The 19887-nt window shown below is 41.3% G+C and carries 11 protein-coding genes; all 11 read left to right on the top strand.

What is annotated here, in order from left to right; translation table 11 throughout:
* Positions 1–44 precede the first annotated feature (44 nt).
* The 11 genes from OCK74_RS08970 to OCK74_RS08920 all read left to right on the top strand — a co-directional run bounded on the left by OCK74_RS08970 (position 45) and on the right by OCK74_RS08920 (position 19556).
* Entirely contained in the window at positions 45–3212 is a 3168-nt protein-coding gene (locus tag OCK74_RS08970) for a SusC/RagA family TonB-linked outer membrane protein (RefSeq protein WP_279296692.1), read from the top strand.
* Between the two features lie 19 nt (positions 3213–3231).
* Complete coding sequence (locus tag OCK74_RS08965) at positions 3232–5280, top strand: RagB/SusD family nutrient uptake outer membrane protein (protein WP_279296691.1); 2049 nt, start codon at positions 3232–3234, stop codon at positions 5278–5280.
* Between the two features lie 43 nt (positions 5281–5323).
* The gene (locus OCK74_RS08960) at positions 5324–6310 is read left to right on the top strand and encodes a DUF5017 domain-containing protein (protein WP_279296690.1); all 987 of its coding nucleotides are present in this window, start codon (positions 5324–5326) and stop codon (positions 6308–6310) included.
* A gap of 182 nt (positions 6311–6492) precedes the next feature.
* Positions 6493–8085, top strand: a complete 1593-nt coding sequence (locus OCK74_RS08955) for a DUF4955 domain-containing protein (protein WP_279296689.1) — start codon at positions 6493–6495, stop codon at positions 8083–8085.
* A gap of 52 nt (positions 8086–8137) precedes the next feature.
* On the top strand, positions 8138–10201 hold the full coding sequence (locus OCK74_RS08950; RefSeq protein WP_279296688.1) for a DUF2264 domain-containing protein: 2064 nt from the start codon (positions 8138–8140) through the stop codon (positions 10199–10201).
* A gap of 56 nt (positions 10202–10257) precedes the next feature.
* A complete protein-coding gene (locus OCK74_RS08945; RefSeq protein WP_279296687.1) occupies positions 10258–11697 on the top strand; it encodes a sialate O-acetylesterase in 1440 nt (479 codons plus the stop codon).
* 96 nt (positions 11698–11793) lie between these two features.
* Positions 11794–13161, top strand: a complete 1368-nt coding sequence (locus tag OCK74_RS08940; protein WP_279296686.1) for an alpha-L-fucosidase — start codon at positions 11794–11796, stop codon at positions 13159–13161.
* Positions 13162–13385: 224 nt separating this feature from the next.
* Positions 13386–15917 (top strand): beta-galactosidase, encoded by a 2532-nt coding sequence (locus tag OCK74_RS08935; RefSeq protein ID WP_279296685.1) that lies wholly within the window; start codon positions 13386–13388, stop codon positions 15915–15917.
* 70 nt (positions 15918–15987) lie between these two features.
* Positions 15988–16353 carry a glycoside hydrolase domain-containing protein gene (locus tag OCK74_RS08930; RefSeq protein ID WP_279296684.1) on the top strand — a complete coding sequence of 122 codons (366 nt, stop codon included), beginning with the start codon at positions 15988–15990 and terminating at the stop codon, positions 16351–16353.
* Between the two features lie 332 nt (positions 16354–16685).
* Positions 16686–18053, top strand: coding sequence for a 3-keto-disaccharide hydrolase (locus OCK74_RS08925; RefSeq protein ID WP_279296683.1), 1368 nt, complete (start codon positions 16686–16688; stop codon positions 18051–18053).
* A gap of 78 nt (positions 18054–18131) precedes the next feature.
* A complete protein-coding gene (locus tag OCK74_RS08920) occupies positions 18132–19556 on the top strand; it encodes a Gfo/Idh/MocA family oxidoreductase (RefSeq protein ID WP_279296682.1) in 1425 nt (474 codons plus the stop codon).
* Positions 19557–19887 lie beyond the last annotated feature (331 nt).

Below are 19887 nucleotides of genomic sequence, written 5' to 3'. Positions count from 1 at the left end.
CGCAGGGCTGAAAAGTTTTTATTTATTATCCAAACCTTTACACAATGAGAATTTGGTTGTTTGCAATTATGGTTCTTTTGAGCAGTATTGCTTTTGCTCAAAAGAAAATTATTAAAGGAACGGTAACAGGTCCTGATGGTAAGCCATTGGAAAATGTAACCGTAACAGTTAAGGGAACAAAAGTTGCCACATTTACCAACACCAGTGGTAGTTATTCCATTCAGGTTTCTGGCAGTAATGTCCTCCTTGTTTTTAGCTCAGTAGGTTATATTCAAAGGGAGCTTTCCCCCGGGGTTAATGCTACATTGAACGTTACCCTCCAATTGAAAGTTGCTGAATCCGAGGAAGTGGTAGTAATTGGTTACGGTACTGCCAAGAAAAAAGACTTGACCGGTTCTGTAGGAAAATTAAGCATGAGTGATGTTCAGAAAGCGCCCGTTGCTTCTTTTGATCAGGCGCTGGCTGGAAGAGTAGCAGGCGTACAAGTGAATGCAGCAGATGGGCAGCCCGGTAGTTCAATGAATATTGTGGTTCGGGGGCCTAATTCTGTTACACAGTCAAATACACCCCTATATGTGGTTGATGGATTCCCGATCGAGAATATGGATAATAATACAATTAATCCAGCCGACATTGAATCGATCGAGGTATTAAAAGATGCTTCAGCAACAGCTATTTATGGCGCCCGTGGTGCCAACGGTGTTGTAATGATTACCACTAAAAGAGGTAAAGCAGGCGCTCCGGTTGTGAAATTGAATAGTTATTATGGATGGCAGCAAAACATTAAGGAGATGAAGGTTTTGAACCCGTACGAGTATGTTAAATATCAAATAGAAGCAAACCCAAGCAAAACACCAGGTACTCCTCCGCCGCCTACACTACTTTATTTAGGTGGCGGTACAACAATGGACTATTATAAGGATACGGCCGATGTCCTGGATTATCAAAGCCAGATATTTCAGGATGCTCCCACTTTTAATAATTCTCTTTCAATAACAGGTGGTAATGATAAAACAAAATATGCTCTTTCCGGGAACATCTTTGATCAAAAGGGGGTGATCATCACATCCGCGTTCAAAAGATACCAAGGGCGGTTTGTATTGGATCAGACTCTTAACAATAAGGTGAAAGTGGGTATTAATACCAATTATAGCTACCTGGAGCAAAACGGGTTAAGTGTTGGCGGCTCTAATTTTAGTGGTACATTGAACCTGATGTATAGTGTTTGGGGTTACAGACCCGTTAACCCAAGCCCTGCCAGCAAAGCTGCGCTTAATGGCGTGGATTTTGACATTACTGACGATAGCAATACCGATCCTCTGGTGTCTTCAGCGAATGATTACAGGTTTAATCCTTTTAAATCGTTAAAGAATACACTCAGTAAGAATATTACAAAAAATCTGTTAACGAATGCGTACCTGGAATATCGTATTATACCTAGCCTGGTGCTAAAAGTAACTGGTGGTATAGACAACAGGCTGGTAACATCGCAAAAATTTTATAATTCTCAAACAGCACAAGGTTCTCTTGGAAGTGTAGGCGGCAGTCCTAATGGTTCAATTAACGATAATAACTACACTGCTCTTCTGAATGAAAACTATATAACCTATACGAAATCTGTTAAGAAAATTCACGATATATCGGCAATGGCCGGTATGAGCAACCAACAGGTGCAAACATCAATTCATGGATTTTCGGCCAATAAGGTTCCTAACGAACAATTGGGGATAAATGCATTAGCACAGGGTACACCCCTTAGTAATACAACAACAGCTTCTTCGAATACTACAGTTTCATTATTAGGAAGGGTGAATTATTCATACAAATCAAAATACCTGTTAACGGCTTCCTACAGAGCTGACGGATCATCCAAGTTTTCTACCGAAAATCGTTGGGCTTATTTTCCATCGGGCGCCATTGCATGGCGAATTTCCAGGGAAAAATTCATGGATGGGTTGAGTAATGTGATATCCGAAGCCAAGTTGAAAGCCAGCTATGGCAAAACGGGGAATAACAGGGTAAGCGATTTTGCATACCTCTCTGTCTATAACATGGATCCTTTTTTCGGATACACATTTAATAACCAACAAATAAGCGGGGCAATTCCCACCACTATCGGCAACGAAAAGCTAAAATGGGAAACCACCGGCCAGTCCGATGTAGGATTGGAACTGGGGTTCTTTAAAAACCGGCTAAACTTAGAGGTTGACGCGTATAGAAAAATTACATCCAATTTGCTTTTAAATGCCAACGTTCCTACTTCGTCTGGTTATTCAAAAGTATTTAAGAATATAGGAAAAGTGCAGAATGATGGGCTGGAGTTTTCTTTAAATTCTACAAACATTAGAAGCAAAGCGTTTACCTGGACAACTGGTTTTAATATTTCCTTTAATAAAAACAAAGTGTTGCAATTGGCAGAAGACCAAGAATCATTTGGTATAACAACACCCTGGACTACTGGCTTAGGTTCAGTACCTTCTTACATTGCAAAAGTAGGGCAATCGCTGGGCCTTATGTTTGGCTTAATAGCCGACGGGCTGTATCAATACAGCGATTTTGATCAAACTACATCGGGCACTTATATTTTAAAGGACGAGATTACCGGTAACGGTAATGCGTCCAGGGCGAGCATTAAGCCTGGCGATATTAAGTACAGGGATTTGAATGGCGATAGAACAATTGATAAAAATGACTTTACAGTTATCGGCAGAAGTTTACCCATTCATATAGGTGGCTTTACAAACAATTTTGCTTACAAAGGCTTCGACTTAAATATTTTCTTCCAGTGGAGTTATGGCAACAATATTCAGAATCTAAACAATTACCAGTTTAGAGGAGGAAGTACCAGCCTTAACCAGTATGAAAGTTTTTTAGACAGGTGGAGCCCAACCAATACCGATACAAAGATTGTTAGAACAGGCGGCTTCATAGGATCGTTTACGGGTTACTCTACCTATACTATTGAAGATGGCTCTTACCTGCGGCTTAAAACCCTTTCTATGGGTTACAATTTGCCCGCTTCAGCTTTAAAACCGTTGAAAATTAAAGCCATCAGGGCATACAGTTCTGTTCAGAATTTGATTACATGGACGAAATATTCGGGCCAGGATCCTGAAGTGAGCTTGTATAATTCGGTATTGACAGGCGGATTTGATTACTCATCATACCCTAAGGCAAGAACCATTACTTTAGGATTGGATGTTACTTTTTAATCTAAAAAAGAAATGTGATATGAAACACAATATATCTATAATAGCAATGGTGGTTTTAGTTGCATTTACATCTTGCAAAAAATTTTTAGACACAAAACCAAGCAGTTTTTTGGCTCCGGACCAGTATTATACTGGCGCCACATTAACCAATGCGCTGGCAGGTGTTTACAATTCTTTAAGTGTTTATGGCCAAGATTATGCAAAAGGATTGTTTACCTGTAATGATGAAACGTTTTGGGGAGGGCCGGGCAGAAATACTCCCGACGCTCAGTCAAGTTTCTCTTTTGATTATGCAAACTCAAACGTAAGTAACTTATGGAGCAAGCTCTATACAGGTATTGAACGGGCTAACCAATTGATTGCTTATGTTGACAAGAATGACCCAAGTGCTGAAGTGCAGGCAGCTTACGGGGAGGCACTTTTTTTAAGAGGGTACTATCATTTTTTACTTGTATCGAATTTTGGCGCAGTGCCCCTTAAGCTAACACCATCAACCGACCCCAATAACCTGAGCCTGTCAAGAACACCCGTTGACAGTATTTATCAATCGATCCTTAGCGATATGAAAATGGCGGAAGGCAAAGTGTATCCTATCAGTAAGTTGGGTACTGCAAGCAGGGTGTCGAAAACTGCAGTGCAGGGAATCCTGGCAAGAGTATATCTCACCATGGCCGGTTATCCATTCAATGGAGGTAAAGCCGGGTCAAGGGCCATGTACGATAGTTCAAGTGTGTATAGCCAAAAAGTAATTAATTCCGGCCTTCATAGCCTGAACCCAAGTTATAGCCAGGTGTTTATTAACCATGCGGCAGATAAGTATGAGGTAAAGGAAAGCATTTGGGAGGCTGATTTTTCTGGTAGTGATGCCAATCCTGCAAGGCTTACCGGTGGCCTGGGCAGCCAAAACGGAATCAGATTTACTGCCGAAAACACATATGCTGGCTCAGCAACTACAATTTGGCAGGATAGTGGCTATAGCTATGCTTATATTTATGTAACACAAAAACTGTATGACTTATATGATAAGTCTGATACAAGGAGGGATTGGAATATCCAAAACTTCAATTACGGTGTTAATACGTCCAGGTCTCCAATTGTTTCAAGAGACCCGATCAGCAATACAACCCCTTTTGCATACAACAGGAATAATGCAAAATGGAGAAGAAATTATGAGGTTGTTTTCCCTAAAAGCAAAAACAACACTGCCATCAACTTTCCTATTTTAAGGTTTGCTGATGTGTTATTGATGTTTGCTGAAGCCGATTTACAACTGAACGGAGGTACTTGTTCTGCCGAAGGTATAGCTGCTGTTAACGCGGTTAGAGAACGAGGTTTTGGTTTAGCAGAAACAACAGCTCCACTTAAATCATTAACGATAACAAATCAGGGGTCGGGTTATAACACTACCCTTACCAGTGGCTATAATAATGCCAGCCTGGGCAATATCAATCAAGGCAATAACCTGGGGTATGCATCCACCATTACCGGCGGCAAAGTAACCGCAGTTAATTTAACCTCGGGCGGTTTAGGTTTTACCCCTACATCAGCAACTACTATCTACTTAGGAAATGCCTGGGCGGCCAATATAACCTATTCGGTTAACCAGCAGGTAATTAATAATGGAAATTTATATACCATAACTACGGCCGGCACATCTACAAGTACACCGCCCACACAAACATCAGGAGCATCTATCGCTGCTACTACAGGGGCTGTGTTTACCTATGCAGGCCCGGCTGCAACAGCTACCGGAACTTTGTTAACAAAGGCAGATGTAGACTTGATGGCTGTAACCCTCCAGAACATCCAGGATGAAAGGTCCAGGGAACTTTGTTATGAGGGTTTGAGAACCAGGGATCTTATCCGGTGGAATATTTTCGTTCCAACCATGACTTCCATAGCTAACCAGGTAAATTCCTGGACTACATTTTCATCTAACACGAAAGCCCAGGTGATTGCCGGTTATAACAATGTAGCATCGGCAGCACCGTATAAGTTCCTGTTATTGCCCATCCCGGCATCCGAGATCACTGTTAATAAAAATATGACACAAAATCCTGGATGGTAAAGGACACAATGCGCATTCACAATAATGATAAAAAAATTAAGCTATGTTTTCATATAAGAATATTTTTCTGATCATGCTTAGCGGCGTTCTTATTGCTTCATGTGATAAGAAAGACGTTGACTTGGCCGCTATCAATACATTCAATGTTAAAGCAGATAGTACGAAATCTGCTGAGCCTTCCAATGATACCGCTTATTATACATTAGGCAGTAAAACAACCTTTAATTTCACCGGCAACCCGGTTGGGGTTACTTTCTATTCGGGCGAAGTTGGGCACAGGTACATTTATCGCAATAGAACATCGGCTGCAGGTATCTCCCAGCTTAATTTTACCAATGCATTAAATACAGGTACGCAAGCTAATTCGTTGCAAGTGATGTTGTCTTTTGATTTTAAAGGTGTGGTTGTGGGTGATACTGCCGCAACACTTGCCAATATATCCGCTGCTAATTGGAACGATGTTACACCGGCAAATATGGCAACCAATGCTACGGCGGTTACAAATACAGTTGACCTCAGTTCTTATGCAAAAAGTGGTAAACGGGCATTTATTGCGTTTAAATATACAGCAGCGGCTGGATCGGTTCAAAATAAATGGACGATCACTAACCTGAGTATTACCAATAGTTTGCCTGATAACACTACTTATACGCTTGCTAACTTAAATGCACCAACAACTTCTTTTTCCAACTATGGTGTACTTGCGTTTAGCCCGGGTTGGATAGCTTATCCTGTTGCAAATACATACAATTGGGCTGTTACGGCAGGTACTTCATTGGTCATTACAGGTGCTGCAACAGCAGCAGCCGCTACTTCCAATGCGGAAGCATGGGCTATTATGGGTGGAATTGATTTAACTAAAGTAACACCCGATGTGGGTGTGCCTGTTAAGGATATTACAGTCACGACCTCACCGTACAAGTACACTTATCCAGCTATAGGAAAATACGAAGCAGTTTTTGCTGCCACCAATCTTACTGTATATACAACGGACACTGTTGTAAGAAAACTTCCTGTTGTTATACAATAGGTGCGGCGAGTATTTATTTTTGTGTCAAGCGCATGAAAATAGAGTTCAATAACCAGGACGCCGCTCTCTTTGAGGGCGGCTTCTTTAGTAATATATGAAGTGCTGAGCAGCGAGGGAGAGGTGTTACGTCAATGCAATTTTGAAACAGTGAATCCAATTTCTCAAGTTATTTAGATAGTAAAATGGTTCAAAACAAACGAAAGTTATATTTCAGCAATGCTTGTCTTGTTGTCTTGCTATTCGTGGCCTCCGGCCGTTTGGCAGCGCAGTCTGCTCCAGGCTCCCAATTGTTTGAAGCCTATAGGCAAAACAAACAGCAATCGCCATTACCAGACTTTTCTTACGCCGGTTACCATAGCGGCGAAAAGGCCATACCTGATATCAGAAACTATAAGGTTTTTAATGTGCTGGATTTTGGCGCCAAACCCAACGATGATATTTCCGACCGGGAGGCCATACAGCAAGCCATTAATGCTGCCAATAAAAATGGTTTAGGTATCGTGTTTTTCCCCAAAGGCCGGTTTATAGTTAACGACGACAGCACGCTGGAAAAGGGAATCATCTGCAAAGGAGACAATATCATACTCCGTGGCAGCGGTTCGGGATCTAATGGTACCGAATTGTTTATGAAAGAGCCACTGGTGCCCGTAAATCCCGATCAAATGTGGACGGGTCGGCCCATGTTTACGGTTACAGCTAATGGACGCGATCAGGAAATAGGAAAAGTAAAGGAGCCGGCCGCAGTTGGTGCGATGGAACTTACGCTCAATACTACCACCGATATCAAAGTGGGCGATTGGGTTGCCCTGAAAATGCTAAACAACGATGCCGTACTGGTAAACCAGGAACTGGCGCCGCATAAACCGGACAGCAGTTGGAAATACATTGTAAAAGAAGGCGTAGATGTTTGTGTTTATTACCAGGTAGCGCAGGTGAAAAAAAATACCATACGGCTGCATGCGCCATTGGCTTATCCCGTAGATCCCAAGTACGGCTGGACAGTTTACCAGTTTGCCCATGCCAACGAAGTGGGTATTGAGGACATAGCTTTTGTGGGTAACTGGAAGGAAACATTTGTACACCACAAATCCTGGAAACACGATAGTGGTTTCAACCTCTTTTTGTTTAGCCGGTGCACCAACTCGTGGATGCGCAACTGTCGCTTTACCGATTGCAATATAGGCGCCATTGTGAACCAGAGTGCCAATGTAACGGTGATGGATTGTGTGGTTACGGGTAATGCCGGGCACGAAGCAATTTCTTCCACCCACTCCACCAATGTATTGCTAGCTAACCTGAAGGATGAAGCTTCGCAATGGCATTCTTTTGGATCGTCGCATGGGGCGGTAAACACGGTCATTTGGCATTGCAGCTATCCGGCTACCACCTGTTTTGAATCGCATGCCAGCCAGCCGAGAAACACCCTTTTGGATAACGTAACCGGCGGCTTTATGCCGGGCCGCCAGGGAGGCGCCATCGAAAACCTTCCCAACCATTTGGCAGGGTTGGTGCTTTGGAATTATACACAAACAAGCGCTCCAGTAAAGGATTTTGACTTTTGGCCAAAGGATGATGTATGGTTTAAAATGGTAAATCCCATTGTGGTTGGTTTTACATGTAATGGCAGCAGTTTTAAAAAAGACCAGGCGGGTTATTTTGAAAGCATAGGACAAAATGTGGCTCCTGCTTCGTTGTATGAAGCCCAATTGGAACTGCGACTGAAAAAGATACCAAGTTGGTTGAAAAAAAGAAAAGCTCTTTGTTGTTGCTTGTAGCTCATCAAAAACAGCAAAAGTAACAATCACTGCATTGTTAAATAATATAGACATGAAGAAATTTGCCCTGACAGCGCTTGCTTTTGTTTTTTGTATAATGGTTGTTGGAAAAGTAAATGCCCAGAATCAGGCAGACCTATCGGCCTTGCTTCAACAAAAAAGAGTTCCTAATCAGCCTTTATTCCAAGTTAAAGGCCCTGATTATACCACAAGTCCTTATACAGGCATGACCAAAAAACATTGGAAGGATGCCGCACTTTATTTACTGAATGGAGCATTTAGTTACATTGATAATATTGATGATCCCATGCAGTTTCCCAAAATGCAAGGCAAGAGTTATCCCAGAACCATTGAACAGGTACCTGTTGAAAAATTAGAAGGACTTTGCCGCACTTTATTTATTGCGGCACCACTGCTAAAAGATAACCCAGGGCTAACGATACATGGTATTAAAGTGGCCGACTACTACCGCCACCATCTTATGCAACTAATCAACCCGCAAAGCCCTGAGTTTATTAAACAACAGGAAAAGGGTGCAGCCCCCCACCAGAATCTGGTAGAGTTTGGCGGATTGTCAGTTGCTCTGTTTTATATTCCAGAAATATTATTTGATCCGCTACCCAAAGCACAACAGGATTTATTGGCCGCTACGATGTTGAGTTATGGAGAGGGGAGAAGCTTTGGTAACAACTGGAAATTCTTCAACATCTTAGTGTTGAGTTTTTATAAAAGCAAAGGATATCAAGTAAACGAAGCGCTGTTGGTTGATTACCTCAATAAATCGCTTGCTAATTATGTGGGCGATGGTTGGTATCATGATAATCCTGCGTATGACTATTACAGCATGTGGGCTTTTCAAATGTATGGCCCGCTTTGGTCGGAGTTCTTCGGCAAAAAATATTATCCCGAATATGCCAAAAAGTTCATGCAAAATTTTAATGAACTCAAATACGATTATCCTTACATGTTTAGTCGTGATGGAAAGGTGATAATGAGGGGCAGGAGTATGAGTTATCGCATGGCCTCGATTATACCTTTTCCGCTGATGGGACTTGAGAATGATACTGCTATCAACTATGGCTGGATGCGCCGCATTGCATCAGGTGTATTGTTGCAATTTTTGAAGGATCCTGATCTGATGCAGGACAATATTCCTACACTTGGCTTTTATGGAGCGTTTGAACCTGCAATACAGCCATACAGCTGCCGTGGCAGTGTATTTTGGATGGCTAAAGCCTTCCTTGGGTTGATGATACCGGATGATAATCCGTTTTGGAATGCAAAAGAAAATGAAGGTGCCTGGAGTAAGGAATTAAAGAAAGGAACGGTATATAACAAGTTTGGAAAAGGTACCGATATTCTTATTACCGATTATCCTAATATTGGCGCTTCGGAAATAAGGGCCTGGGGTAAAGAACTGGGTGCAAAAGAGCCTATTAAAGCCAGCGAAAATTACAACCGCTTATCGTATAATAGTGCCTTCCCCTGGCAGGCTGATAGTGTGGATGGTGTGGTAGCCATGAATTATATTACTAAAAACAGTTCAGGCAATTGGGAGCCGTTACACCTGTACAATTTTCAAAAGTTTGAAGATGGCGTTTATTACCGCAAGGCTGTTTTGGAAACACATCCCGCCACTCAGTTTAACCTGGCAGATATACCACTTCCTAATGGGATATTGAGGGTTGATGAAATAGCTTCCGACACAGCAACTGCTTTGCGATTGGGGCACTATGCACTTCCGCAACTAAAGGGAGCTATTGTGGAAACTACTAAAACAGCAGGAAAATACTGGGTAAAAATTATTGATAACGGGGAGTATCAATTGGCGATGGTGCCTTTGGAAGGCTGGAATGACGTGAAAATTTTAAGTACAGAAAATGTGCATCCACAAAGCAAGCTGTCGAAAGTTATTAACGTAGCCGATCAGTTGAATGCCTCGCAGGAAAAAATATACATTACATTGATGCTTTGGAAAAAATCGGGTCAGAAATGGAGCAGTGAAGAACTGATGCCGGTGAAATCATACACCATTTCTGGCGATAAAAAACAGATACTGATAAAGACTGCGTCGAAAAATATAAAGATTAGTTTTAAGAGTGACATGGTAAAGTAAAGATCATTATTGTATCAATATCCGCGGATTAATCATAACAGAAAATAATCAAAACAATGAAGGTCTATAAGCAAACAATCGTCATCTTTATAGGCATTTTTGGCCTGTTGAGCCAATCTTTCGGTGCTATTAAGCTTCCCTATTTCTTTTCGGATAATATGGTACTGCAACAACGGACTGCGCCATTGATATGGGGATGGAGTAATGCAGGAAGCAAAGTAATCCTCATCACTTCCTGGAATAAAAAGAAGTATGTGGTTACTGCCGATGAAAAAGGCAAATGGAAAACAAATGTGGATACCCCCGCTGCCGGCGGGCCTTTTGAGATCAGTATAAGTGAAGGGAACAGTTCAATCACAATTAAAAATGTTTTAATTGGAGAGGTTTGGCTTTGCAGTGGCCAAAGCAATATGGAAATGAATATGAAAGGGTATAGAGATCAGCCCGTTCTTGGTTCCAATGATGCTATTTTTAATTCAACCAACGATAAAATCAGGTTATACACAGTTCCACGTGCTCTTCAACGTGTTCCCCAAGATACTTCAATAAAGCAAGCATGGAGTGCTGCAGAACCTGAATCGGTTTCCAACTTCAGTGCCACAGCCTATTATTTTGGAAGATTATTGCAGGAAAAACTAAAAGTGCCGGTTGGTTTGGTGTGCATTAGCTATGGCGGCACTCCTGTTGAAGGTTTTATGGATGAAGAAGCATTGAAAGCATTTCCTGAAATCAAATCCTTCCCCTCTAAAACAGATACTTCAAAAAAAATCAACAATCAGAATGCCACTGGAGTGTACAATGGCATGATGCATCCTTTCTTAGGTTATACCATTAAAGGCTGTATCTGGTACCAGGGAGAAAGTAATTACACAAGATCCAAACAATACGAAACCTTGTTTCCTGCATTTGTTAAAATGCTAAGAACAAAATCCAACAACGATAGTCTTCCATTTTACTATGTACAAATTGCACCTTTCAACTATACCCTCAATAAGCCCGACTCGGCAACCAAATACAATTCTGCCTATTTGAGAGATGCCCAACGAAAAGCATTAGCGAAAATCCCGAATAGCGGCATGGCGGTAACCATGGATATTGGCAATGAAATCTTCATTCATCCCTGGGACAAGGAAACTGTTAGCAAACGTTTGGCTTATATGGCATTGGCAAAAACATACGGATTCAAAGGATTCCCCTATGCTTCTCCAATGTATGAGTCTGTAAGCTTTGCAGGCAATGTGGCTACCATCAAATTCGCCAATGCACCCAACGGGTTAACTTCTTTTGGCAAGCAATTAAGCTATTTTGAAATTGCTGGCCCCGATAAAGTCTTTCGCCCGGCGAGAGCTGTCATCTTTCAGGGAAAACTACTGGTATCAAGCCCCGAAGTTCCCAACCCGGTGGCAGTACGCTATGCTTTTAAGGATTTTGTAGTGGGCGACCTGTTTAATACGGAAGGATTTCCAACGAGCAGTTTTAGGACTGATGATTGGTAACAGCATTACACTGTTTAGTAAAAAATGCTGCGTATGTCTATGTCTTCAAAAATAAATGATCCATTTAAACTCAATTGAATAAAAACTATGTACAAAATGAGAAGCAGTTTTCGTGAAACTTTTTTGTTGTTTGCTTTTTTTGTAATGATGGCAGGTTTTGCCTTTGGTCAAAAGAAGTTAGGTAATGAAACGATTGAGCAGAAAACGAAAAGGATGGAGTGGTGGACGGATGCCCGCTTCGGAATGTTTATTCACTGGGGCTTGTATGCCCTGCCTGCACGCCACGAGTGGATAAAAATGAGGGAAAAGCAAACCAATGAACAATATCAAAAATATTTTGACCTCTTCAACCCTGATCAGTTCGATCCAAAGTTATGGGCGAAGGAGGCGAAAGCGGCCGGAATGAAATACGCCATACTCACCACCAAACATCACGAGGGATTTTGTTTGTTCGATAGCAAATACACAGACTACAAAAGCACCAATACGCAGGCAAAGAGAGACCTGGTGAAAGAATTTGTAGATGCTTTCAGAGCGGAGGGAATTAAAATAGGCTTTTATTATTCTTTGCTTGATTGGCACCACCCGGATTTTACGATCGATCGTATACATCCGCAGCGACTGAACAATATTACAGATACGGCGGCGGCATATAAGGATGCGAATAAAAACAGGGATATGGCCGTGTACAGAAAATACCTGTATAACCAGGTTACGGAGTTGCTGACAGGCTACGGTAAAATAGACTTATTGTGGCTGGATTATTCATACGCCACAAAAGGTAATTTACTTGGGAAGGGTAAAGATGACTGGGGGTCTGTTGCATTGTTAAAACAGGTAAGAAAACTTCAGCCCAATATTATCGTAAACAACCGTCTAGACTTGACGGAGTACGAAGATGGCGCCGACTTTGAAACGCCTGAACAGGTGAAACCCGAAGAACTGGCAAAATTCAAGGGAAAGACATTTGAAACCTGCCAGACATTTTCAGGCTCATGGGGCTATTACAGAGATGAAAATACCTGGAAATCGCAAAGGCAGCTGCTCGACCTGCTCATATCTTCTGTTAGCAACGGCGGCAACCTGATCTTGAATGTTGGGCCTACTGCCCGTGGCGAATTTGACTACAGGGCAAAAAATGCTTTAGACAGTCTAGCTGATTGGATGCATGCCAACAGCAAATCGATTTACAAATGTACTTATGCCCCCGATGAATATAAAGTGCCTGAAGGAAGCAAGCTTACATATAATGCTGATATTAAAAGGTTGTATGTGCATTTATATAATTATCCTTCTGATGCCAAATTGCTTTTGCCGGGTTATAAAAGCAAGCTAAAATATGCGCAGTTTTTATTTGATAACTCTGAATTAAAGTTTGAAGTGCAGGGAGATGATGTCGTGATAAAACTGCCAGCTAAAAAGCCTTTGTATGAAATACCGGTAATAGAATTGGTATTGAATTGATGCTGGTTGACACGAAATCCGCTTACAGTGTTGAAAAGGGTAAGTTGATGATAGAAGTGCCTGCGGCTATCCGTTCTATACTGCCTATGTAATTGAAGTATCAGTAAAATAATGTAACGCCGCCAAGAGTTAATCAAGTAAACTTTATAAAAATTCGACCGGGAAAATAGCCGAAACAGGCTATTGGTCAAGTTGTATTAAACAGCTCTTATTAAAAACCTTAAGTGAGAAATATTAATATGATGAAAAGCCTTTTTTTTCTTTTGAGCATGCTTGGCATTCAGTGTATTGCACTGCATGCTCAGAATCGCTTGGAATATGATATAAAAATTAAAAGTAGTAATGCGGCAGTAATAACACCGAAGTTGAAAATGGGAACCAGTGTGAGGCCCGATGGCGAAAGCTTTAGCTATACAGGAAACTACCTGCTACGCAATGGAAAACCCTGGTTTCCTGTTATGGGTGAATTTAATTATGAGAGGTACAATGCTGAACAATGGGAGCAGCAGATTCTTGCCATGAAAGCAGGTGGTGTTCAGGTGATCAGTTCTTATATTATTTGGATCTTCCATGAAACCAAAGAAGGTGTTTTTGACTGGAGTGGAAACAATGACCTCAACAAGTTTTTGGCTCTTTGTAAAAAACATGGAATGTATGTATGGGTAAGAATAGGGCCATGGGTACATGCTGAAATTAAGAATGGCGGGTTCCCCGACTGGCTGATGGCTAAAAACATAAAACTACGGACAGACGATTCAGCTTACTTGCATTATTCTGATTTGTATTATAAACAGGTAGCTAAACAATGTAACGGATATTATTTTAAACAAGGCGGGCCAATTATCGGACTTCAACTGGAAAATGAATTGAATTTTAAGAATGCTCCTGAATATGAACACATGAAGACATTGAAAAAGATGGCAATTCGTGATGGAATAGATGTCCCTTATTATAGTGGTTTTGCCCCAGGTCCAGATAAGCAGGATGAATTTTTGTATACTCTTGGCAGCTATCCCGATAGCCCGTGGAATACAACAACAAAGGCATTTATTAAACCCGTGTATTTCATTAAACCGTTGAAAGCAGATGATGATATCGGAAGTGATTTGTTAGGGAAAGTGGATGCTAATGTTCGAAACAATTATCCATTAATTTCTGCTGAATTGGGTGCCGGTATGCAGAAAACCTATCACAGGCGTGTAGACGTGTCTGCCGCAGATGTAGCAGCCAATATTTTTGCAAAATTAGCAGCAGGTTTAAATGGGTTCGGATATTTTATGTTTCATGGAGGGATGACTCCTCTTGATTTGGGAAACAATTACGGGTTCCAGGAATCAAGGGTTTCTAATTATCCTAACGATATGCCCTTGCTTAATTACGATTTCCAGGCTCCTTTAGGCGCGATGGGAATACCGGCGCCTTCTTTCTCTGAATTAAAATTGATGAATCTTTTCGCAAAGGATTATGGAAGCAAATTGACAGAAACACGCCCTTATTTTCCTGCTAAATTGAAACGTTCAATGTTTTCAACAGATACAGTGCAGGCTTCTGTTCGTACCAAAAATGGTGCGGGCTTTATATTTCTTTCCAATTACCAAAGGCTTGTTTCATTGCCCGCAGTTAAAGATTTTCAACTTAGTTTAAATAATGGCACAACGGTGGAAATGGTTCCGGCAAAGCCGATTACTTTTCCTTCTAATCATTATGTAATCTGGCCTTATAAGTTAGAAATGCAAAGTGTACTGCTACAATATGCTACGGTACAGCCGCTTTCTATTGTAAATAATGGTGGAACAAAAACTTTTGTATTCTTCAGGGATGCCATTGCTCCGGAAATGGTATTTGATAACACTACCATAAAAAAAGTAACTGCTTTAAAAGGTTGTCTGTGGAATGCAAAAAGCGGCACGATAACATGCGATAAACAAGAAGGAAGTTTTTATTTTGAAGTAATGGGTAAAAATGGTGAACTGGTTAAAGTGCTTGTTGTTACCCGGGAGCAGGCCTTACAGACATATAAAATTGATTATGGTAATAAAAAAGAGGCATTGATCTTTACAGAGGCCTTAATAAGACAGGAAGCAAATAATCAATGGAGTCTTGAAGTTGCAAACAAAGACGGGAAGATTGAGATTAAAACCTATCCAAACTCTGATGTAGTGGTTAAATCAATTTCAAATGGGGTAACCTGCAAGCAGGTGGATGCAGGCAACTTATTCAGCTCATTTATTATCAATCCTTCTGTTGGTAACAAGCCTTCTGCACATTTTTCGCCAATCGTTGATAATAATATTGCAGCGGCTCAATCATTCAAAGACTCTATTTTGTCTGTGTTTAAAAAGTCAAAGGAGTTTAATCCGCTGCAGCCTGGTCCGCTATATTTACCAACATTTCATTCTTTGCCCAATCAGCAACTTTATCAGTCAAACTATAGTTGCAAGCCATCTGCCGGTGTAGTTGACTGGGAAGTGACGGTGAATTACGATGGAGATTTGATGACAATGTATCAAGACAATAAATTGGTGTACGACCAGTTTAACTATAATGGTATTTGCAAGTTTAGATTGAATTATTTATCTAAGAATACAGCCGATCCTATATTAATTCAAGTATTACCTGTCGAAAAGCAATTCGATATTTATTGGGGTAGCTTAGAAAAAACATTAGACGATCAGTTAAAGGCTAAAGTAAAGGAAATTGACATCGTTCCGGTGTACAGATACAAGGTAGCGATTGAAGAGAAAATGGTGAAATAAAAGGATTAGATGCTTAAGGACTAAAGCCAGTTGAACATACCAATGAAATCGAATATACCACCAATGAAATATGATGGCTACTGCTACTTATGCTCAATTTTCACAACATGGTCGCCAAATATACATGGGTAACTATGGAAAAGAGTTTATTAATTCAGTGCTATACTATTACAACCATGCCAACGAACCGGTACACCATGTACCCTTCATGTTTAATGTATTGGGCAAACCCTGGCTAACACAAAAATGGGCCCGGTTAATTTGCGAAAATGCTTTTCACAATTCGCCCGAATTAGGGTTGGTGGGTAAGGATGATGTATGGTTTAAAATGGTGAATCCGATTGTGGTGGGTTTTACGGGTAATAGCAGCAGCTTTAAAAAAGACCAGGCAGGCTATTTTGAAAATATTCAGGAAACACAGAAGGGCTGGCTTTGATAGGCGGCCCTTCTGTGTTTATGCATTTTATCTGATCAAAGAACATGGCTGAGACAATTTTTACCCTAAAAAAATACATTTTACGCCCATCTTCCTCAATGCTTGCAAGCAACTTTAAACCCTTGAAAGGATTACACTTTAATAATCAAAATTGCTTGTTGCATGCAAAGAGCTTTACTAAGCTTTATTATAAACACTGCTACTTATTTTATTTGCCGAAAACAAACGGGCAAGCTTATCCGCATGTACTGCATTTCGCAAACTCATTAAAACTGCACCTCATTTAACCATATTTAATCATTTAAACACTTAGCATTATCAACAATCAATTTATGAAACAGGTTTTAGCGATCATTTTGTTGGTCATTTCTTTTAACAGCTATGCACAGAAGAGCGGATGGGAATCTTTATTTGATGGAAAGTCGTTGAATGGTTGGAATGTGATGACTGGTTCTGCCCCTTATACCGTAGAGAATGGGCAGATTGTTGGTACCACTGTAATGGGTTCGCCCAATTCCTTCCTGGTATGTGATCAGAAATTTACCGGCGATTTTGTATTGGAACTGGAGGCTATGATGGCCGACACTAATACTAATTCTGGCGTACAGTTCAAAAGTAATTTTGATGCCAAAGCAAATAATGGACAAGGGAGAATTTATGGTTATCAATTCGATTTTGATCCTTCTTCACGCAATTGGACCGGCGGTATTTACGAAGAGGGAAGAAGAAGCTGGTTGTACCCGGTTTCTTACAACCCTAAGGGGCAAATATTTTTTGCGCCGAATGTGTATCACAAGATCAGGATTGAATGTATTGGTAATACTGTAAAAACCTGGCTCGATGGAAACGCCGTTTCTTACCTGGTGGATACAATAACGGCCAATCAAGGTTTAATTGGCTTACAGGTACATGCTATTGGTAAGCCTCAGCATGCAGGTGTGAAAATTTATTGGAAGGATATTCGTATTCAAACAAAGAACATAAAACCAAAGTCTTTCCCCAAAGGGGTTTATGTTGTCAACCTGCAACCCAACCAACTTACAGCTTATGAAAAACAAAATGGCTGGAAGTTGTTGTTTGATGGAAAAACAACCAATGGCTGGGTTGGCGCACACAAGGATTCGTTTCCCGAAAAAGGATGGGAAGTGAAAGGTGGTACCCTAAGAGTATTGCCATCAACTGGTGCTGAGTCAACCAATGGCGGCGATATTGTTACAAAAGATCTATACAACGCCTTTGAACTGTCTTTTGATTTTAAACTTACCAAAGGCGCCAACAGCGGTGTGAAATATTTTGTTACACTCAAAGAAAACAGCAATGGATCGGCCATTGGCCTGGAATATCAATTGCTTGATGACTCAACTCATCCCGATGCAAAATTGGGTCGTGATGGCAATCGTACACTGGCTTCTTTGTATGATCTCATTAAATCACAAAAGTCCACCCGTTTTTTTCGCCAGCCCGGCAACTGGAATACAGGACGCATTGTTGTTTATCCGAACAATCGTGTAGAGCATTATCTCAATGGTGTAAAAGTGGTAGAGTTCGACCGTGGTTCACAAGCGTTTCGTGACCTGGTTGCCATCAGCAAATACAAGGTATGGCCCAACTTTGGTGAAGCGCCCAAGGGGCATATCCTGATACAGGATCATGGTAACGAAGTATGGTTTAGAAGTATTAAGATCAGGGAACTGAAATAGTTAATTGCCAGGTTAAGAAAGGTGAGTTATTTTACTGCCGGGGATTAACGCCTTCCATTTTTATTAAAAACGATATTTATGTCAAATAACCAGTATTCAAGAAGAAAGTTTTTGCAACAGGCTTTGCTGGCTTCTGCAGCGGCAGCTACGCCGGGCCTATTGCTGGCTAAAGGAAAAAGTCCTGGCATGCCCGCAGGTGAAAAAGTAAACCTGGCCTGTGTGGGTATTGGCAACCGTGCAGCAGAAGTAATCCAGGAATTACACAAAACAGGGTTGGCCAATATTGTAGCGCTTTGTGATGTGGATATGGAAGCACCGCATACGCTCACTATCTTAAAACAGTTTCCAGATGTGCCCCGCTTTAAAGACTTCCGCCAGATGTTTGATAAAATGGGCAACCAAATTGAAGCGGTGTCTGTATGTACACCCGACTTTGCTCACTTTGCCGTTACCATGATGGCGCTCAGTTTAGGTAAACACGTATATGTAGAAAAACCCATGGCTCATACTTTTAACGAAGTGGAGCTGATGATGAAAGCGGCTGCCAAACATCCGAATGTGGTTACGCAAATGGGCAACCAGGGACATTCGGAAGCAAACTATTTCCAATTTAAAGCGTGGAAAGAGGCAGGTATCATTAAAGATGTAACAGCGATTACTGCACACATGAACTCTGCACGTCGCTGGCATGGCTGGAATCCGAAGATCACATCCTTCCCTTCCGCAGAATCTATTCCGTCAACACTCGATTGGGATGTGTGGCAAATGCAAACACAGGGACATGAATACAATAAAAATTTTGTAAACGGTCAATGGCGCTGCTGGTACGATTTTGGAATGGGCGCCCTTGGCGATTGGGGTGCGCACCTGCTCGACACTGCACATGAGTTCCTCGATCTTGGTTTGCCGTACGAAGTAAACCCGTTGAAGTTAGAAGGCCATAATAATTTCTTCTTCCCTATGTCAACAACGCTATCTTTTAAATTTCCCAAGCGTGGTAACATGCCCCCGGTGGATGTGAAATGGTATGACGGGATTAACAACCAGCCACCCCTTCCGGATGGATATGGTGTGCAAGCACTCGATCCCAACATTCCACCGCCAAGCAACGGCGTAATACAGCCTGCCAAGCTCAATCCTGGTAAGATCATTTACACCAAAGACCTGATCTTTAAAGGCGGTTCGCATGGAAGTACGCTGTCCATTATTCCGGAAGAAAAAGCAAAAGCAATGGCTTCAAAATTGCCGGATGTTCCTGCAAGCCCATCCAATCACTTTGCCAATTTTTTAAAAGCCTGTAAGGGTGAAGAAAAAACACGTTCACCATTTGCAATTGCGGGTCCTTTATCCCAGGTATTCTGCTTAGGCGTGTTGGCACAATGGACGGGTGAGAAAATTGTATTCAATCGCAAAAAGAAAACTGTTACCAGCAGCAAACGGGCAAATGAATTACTCGTTGGCCCGCCTCCCCGCAAAGGTTGGGAGCAGTATTATAAAGTTTAATGCTATCCGGCAAATAATAGATAACAAGAAAAAGCCATCGCAAAACAAGGATATCCAATCGGTAACAAAAAACGGAAAGAGATATGAAAGGAGCTGGTTAAGTCATGATGTATTAGCTAAAAGTGAAACATTGGAATTATACCAAATAAAATTGAGTAGTGGGGTAATTGGTTGTGAAACGTGAAATGTGAAACGTAAAAAATAAGGCATCCGCTTAACGGAGGAATAATGCACAAACGTCTGCGCTCGCTTTCCGGAAAGGATATGCATAATTTTATCGCACAAAAGCGGGTGCTTCAGTCAGCATTTACTGCTGAAAAAAATATGAACA

This window comes from Paraflavisolibacter caeni, assembly GCF_025628885.1.
GTDB lineage: Bacteria > Bacteroidota > Bacteroidia > Chitinophagales > Chitinophagaceae > Flavisolibacter > Flavisolibacter caeni.
The sequence above is the reverse complement of the archived record's forward strand: the minus strand, read 5'-3'. Positions and strand labels throughout refer to the sequence as shown.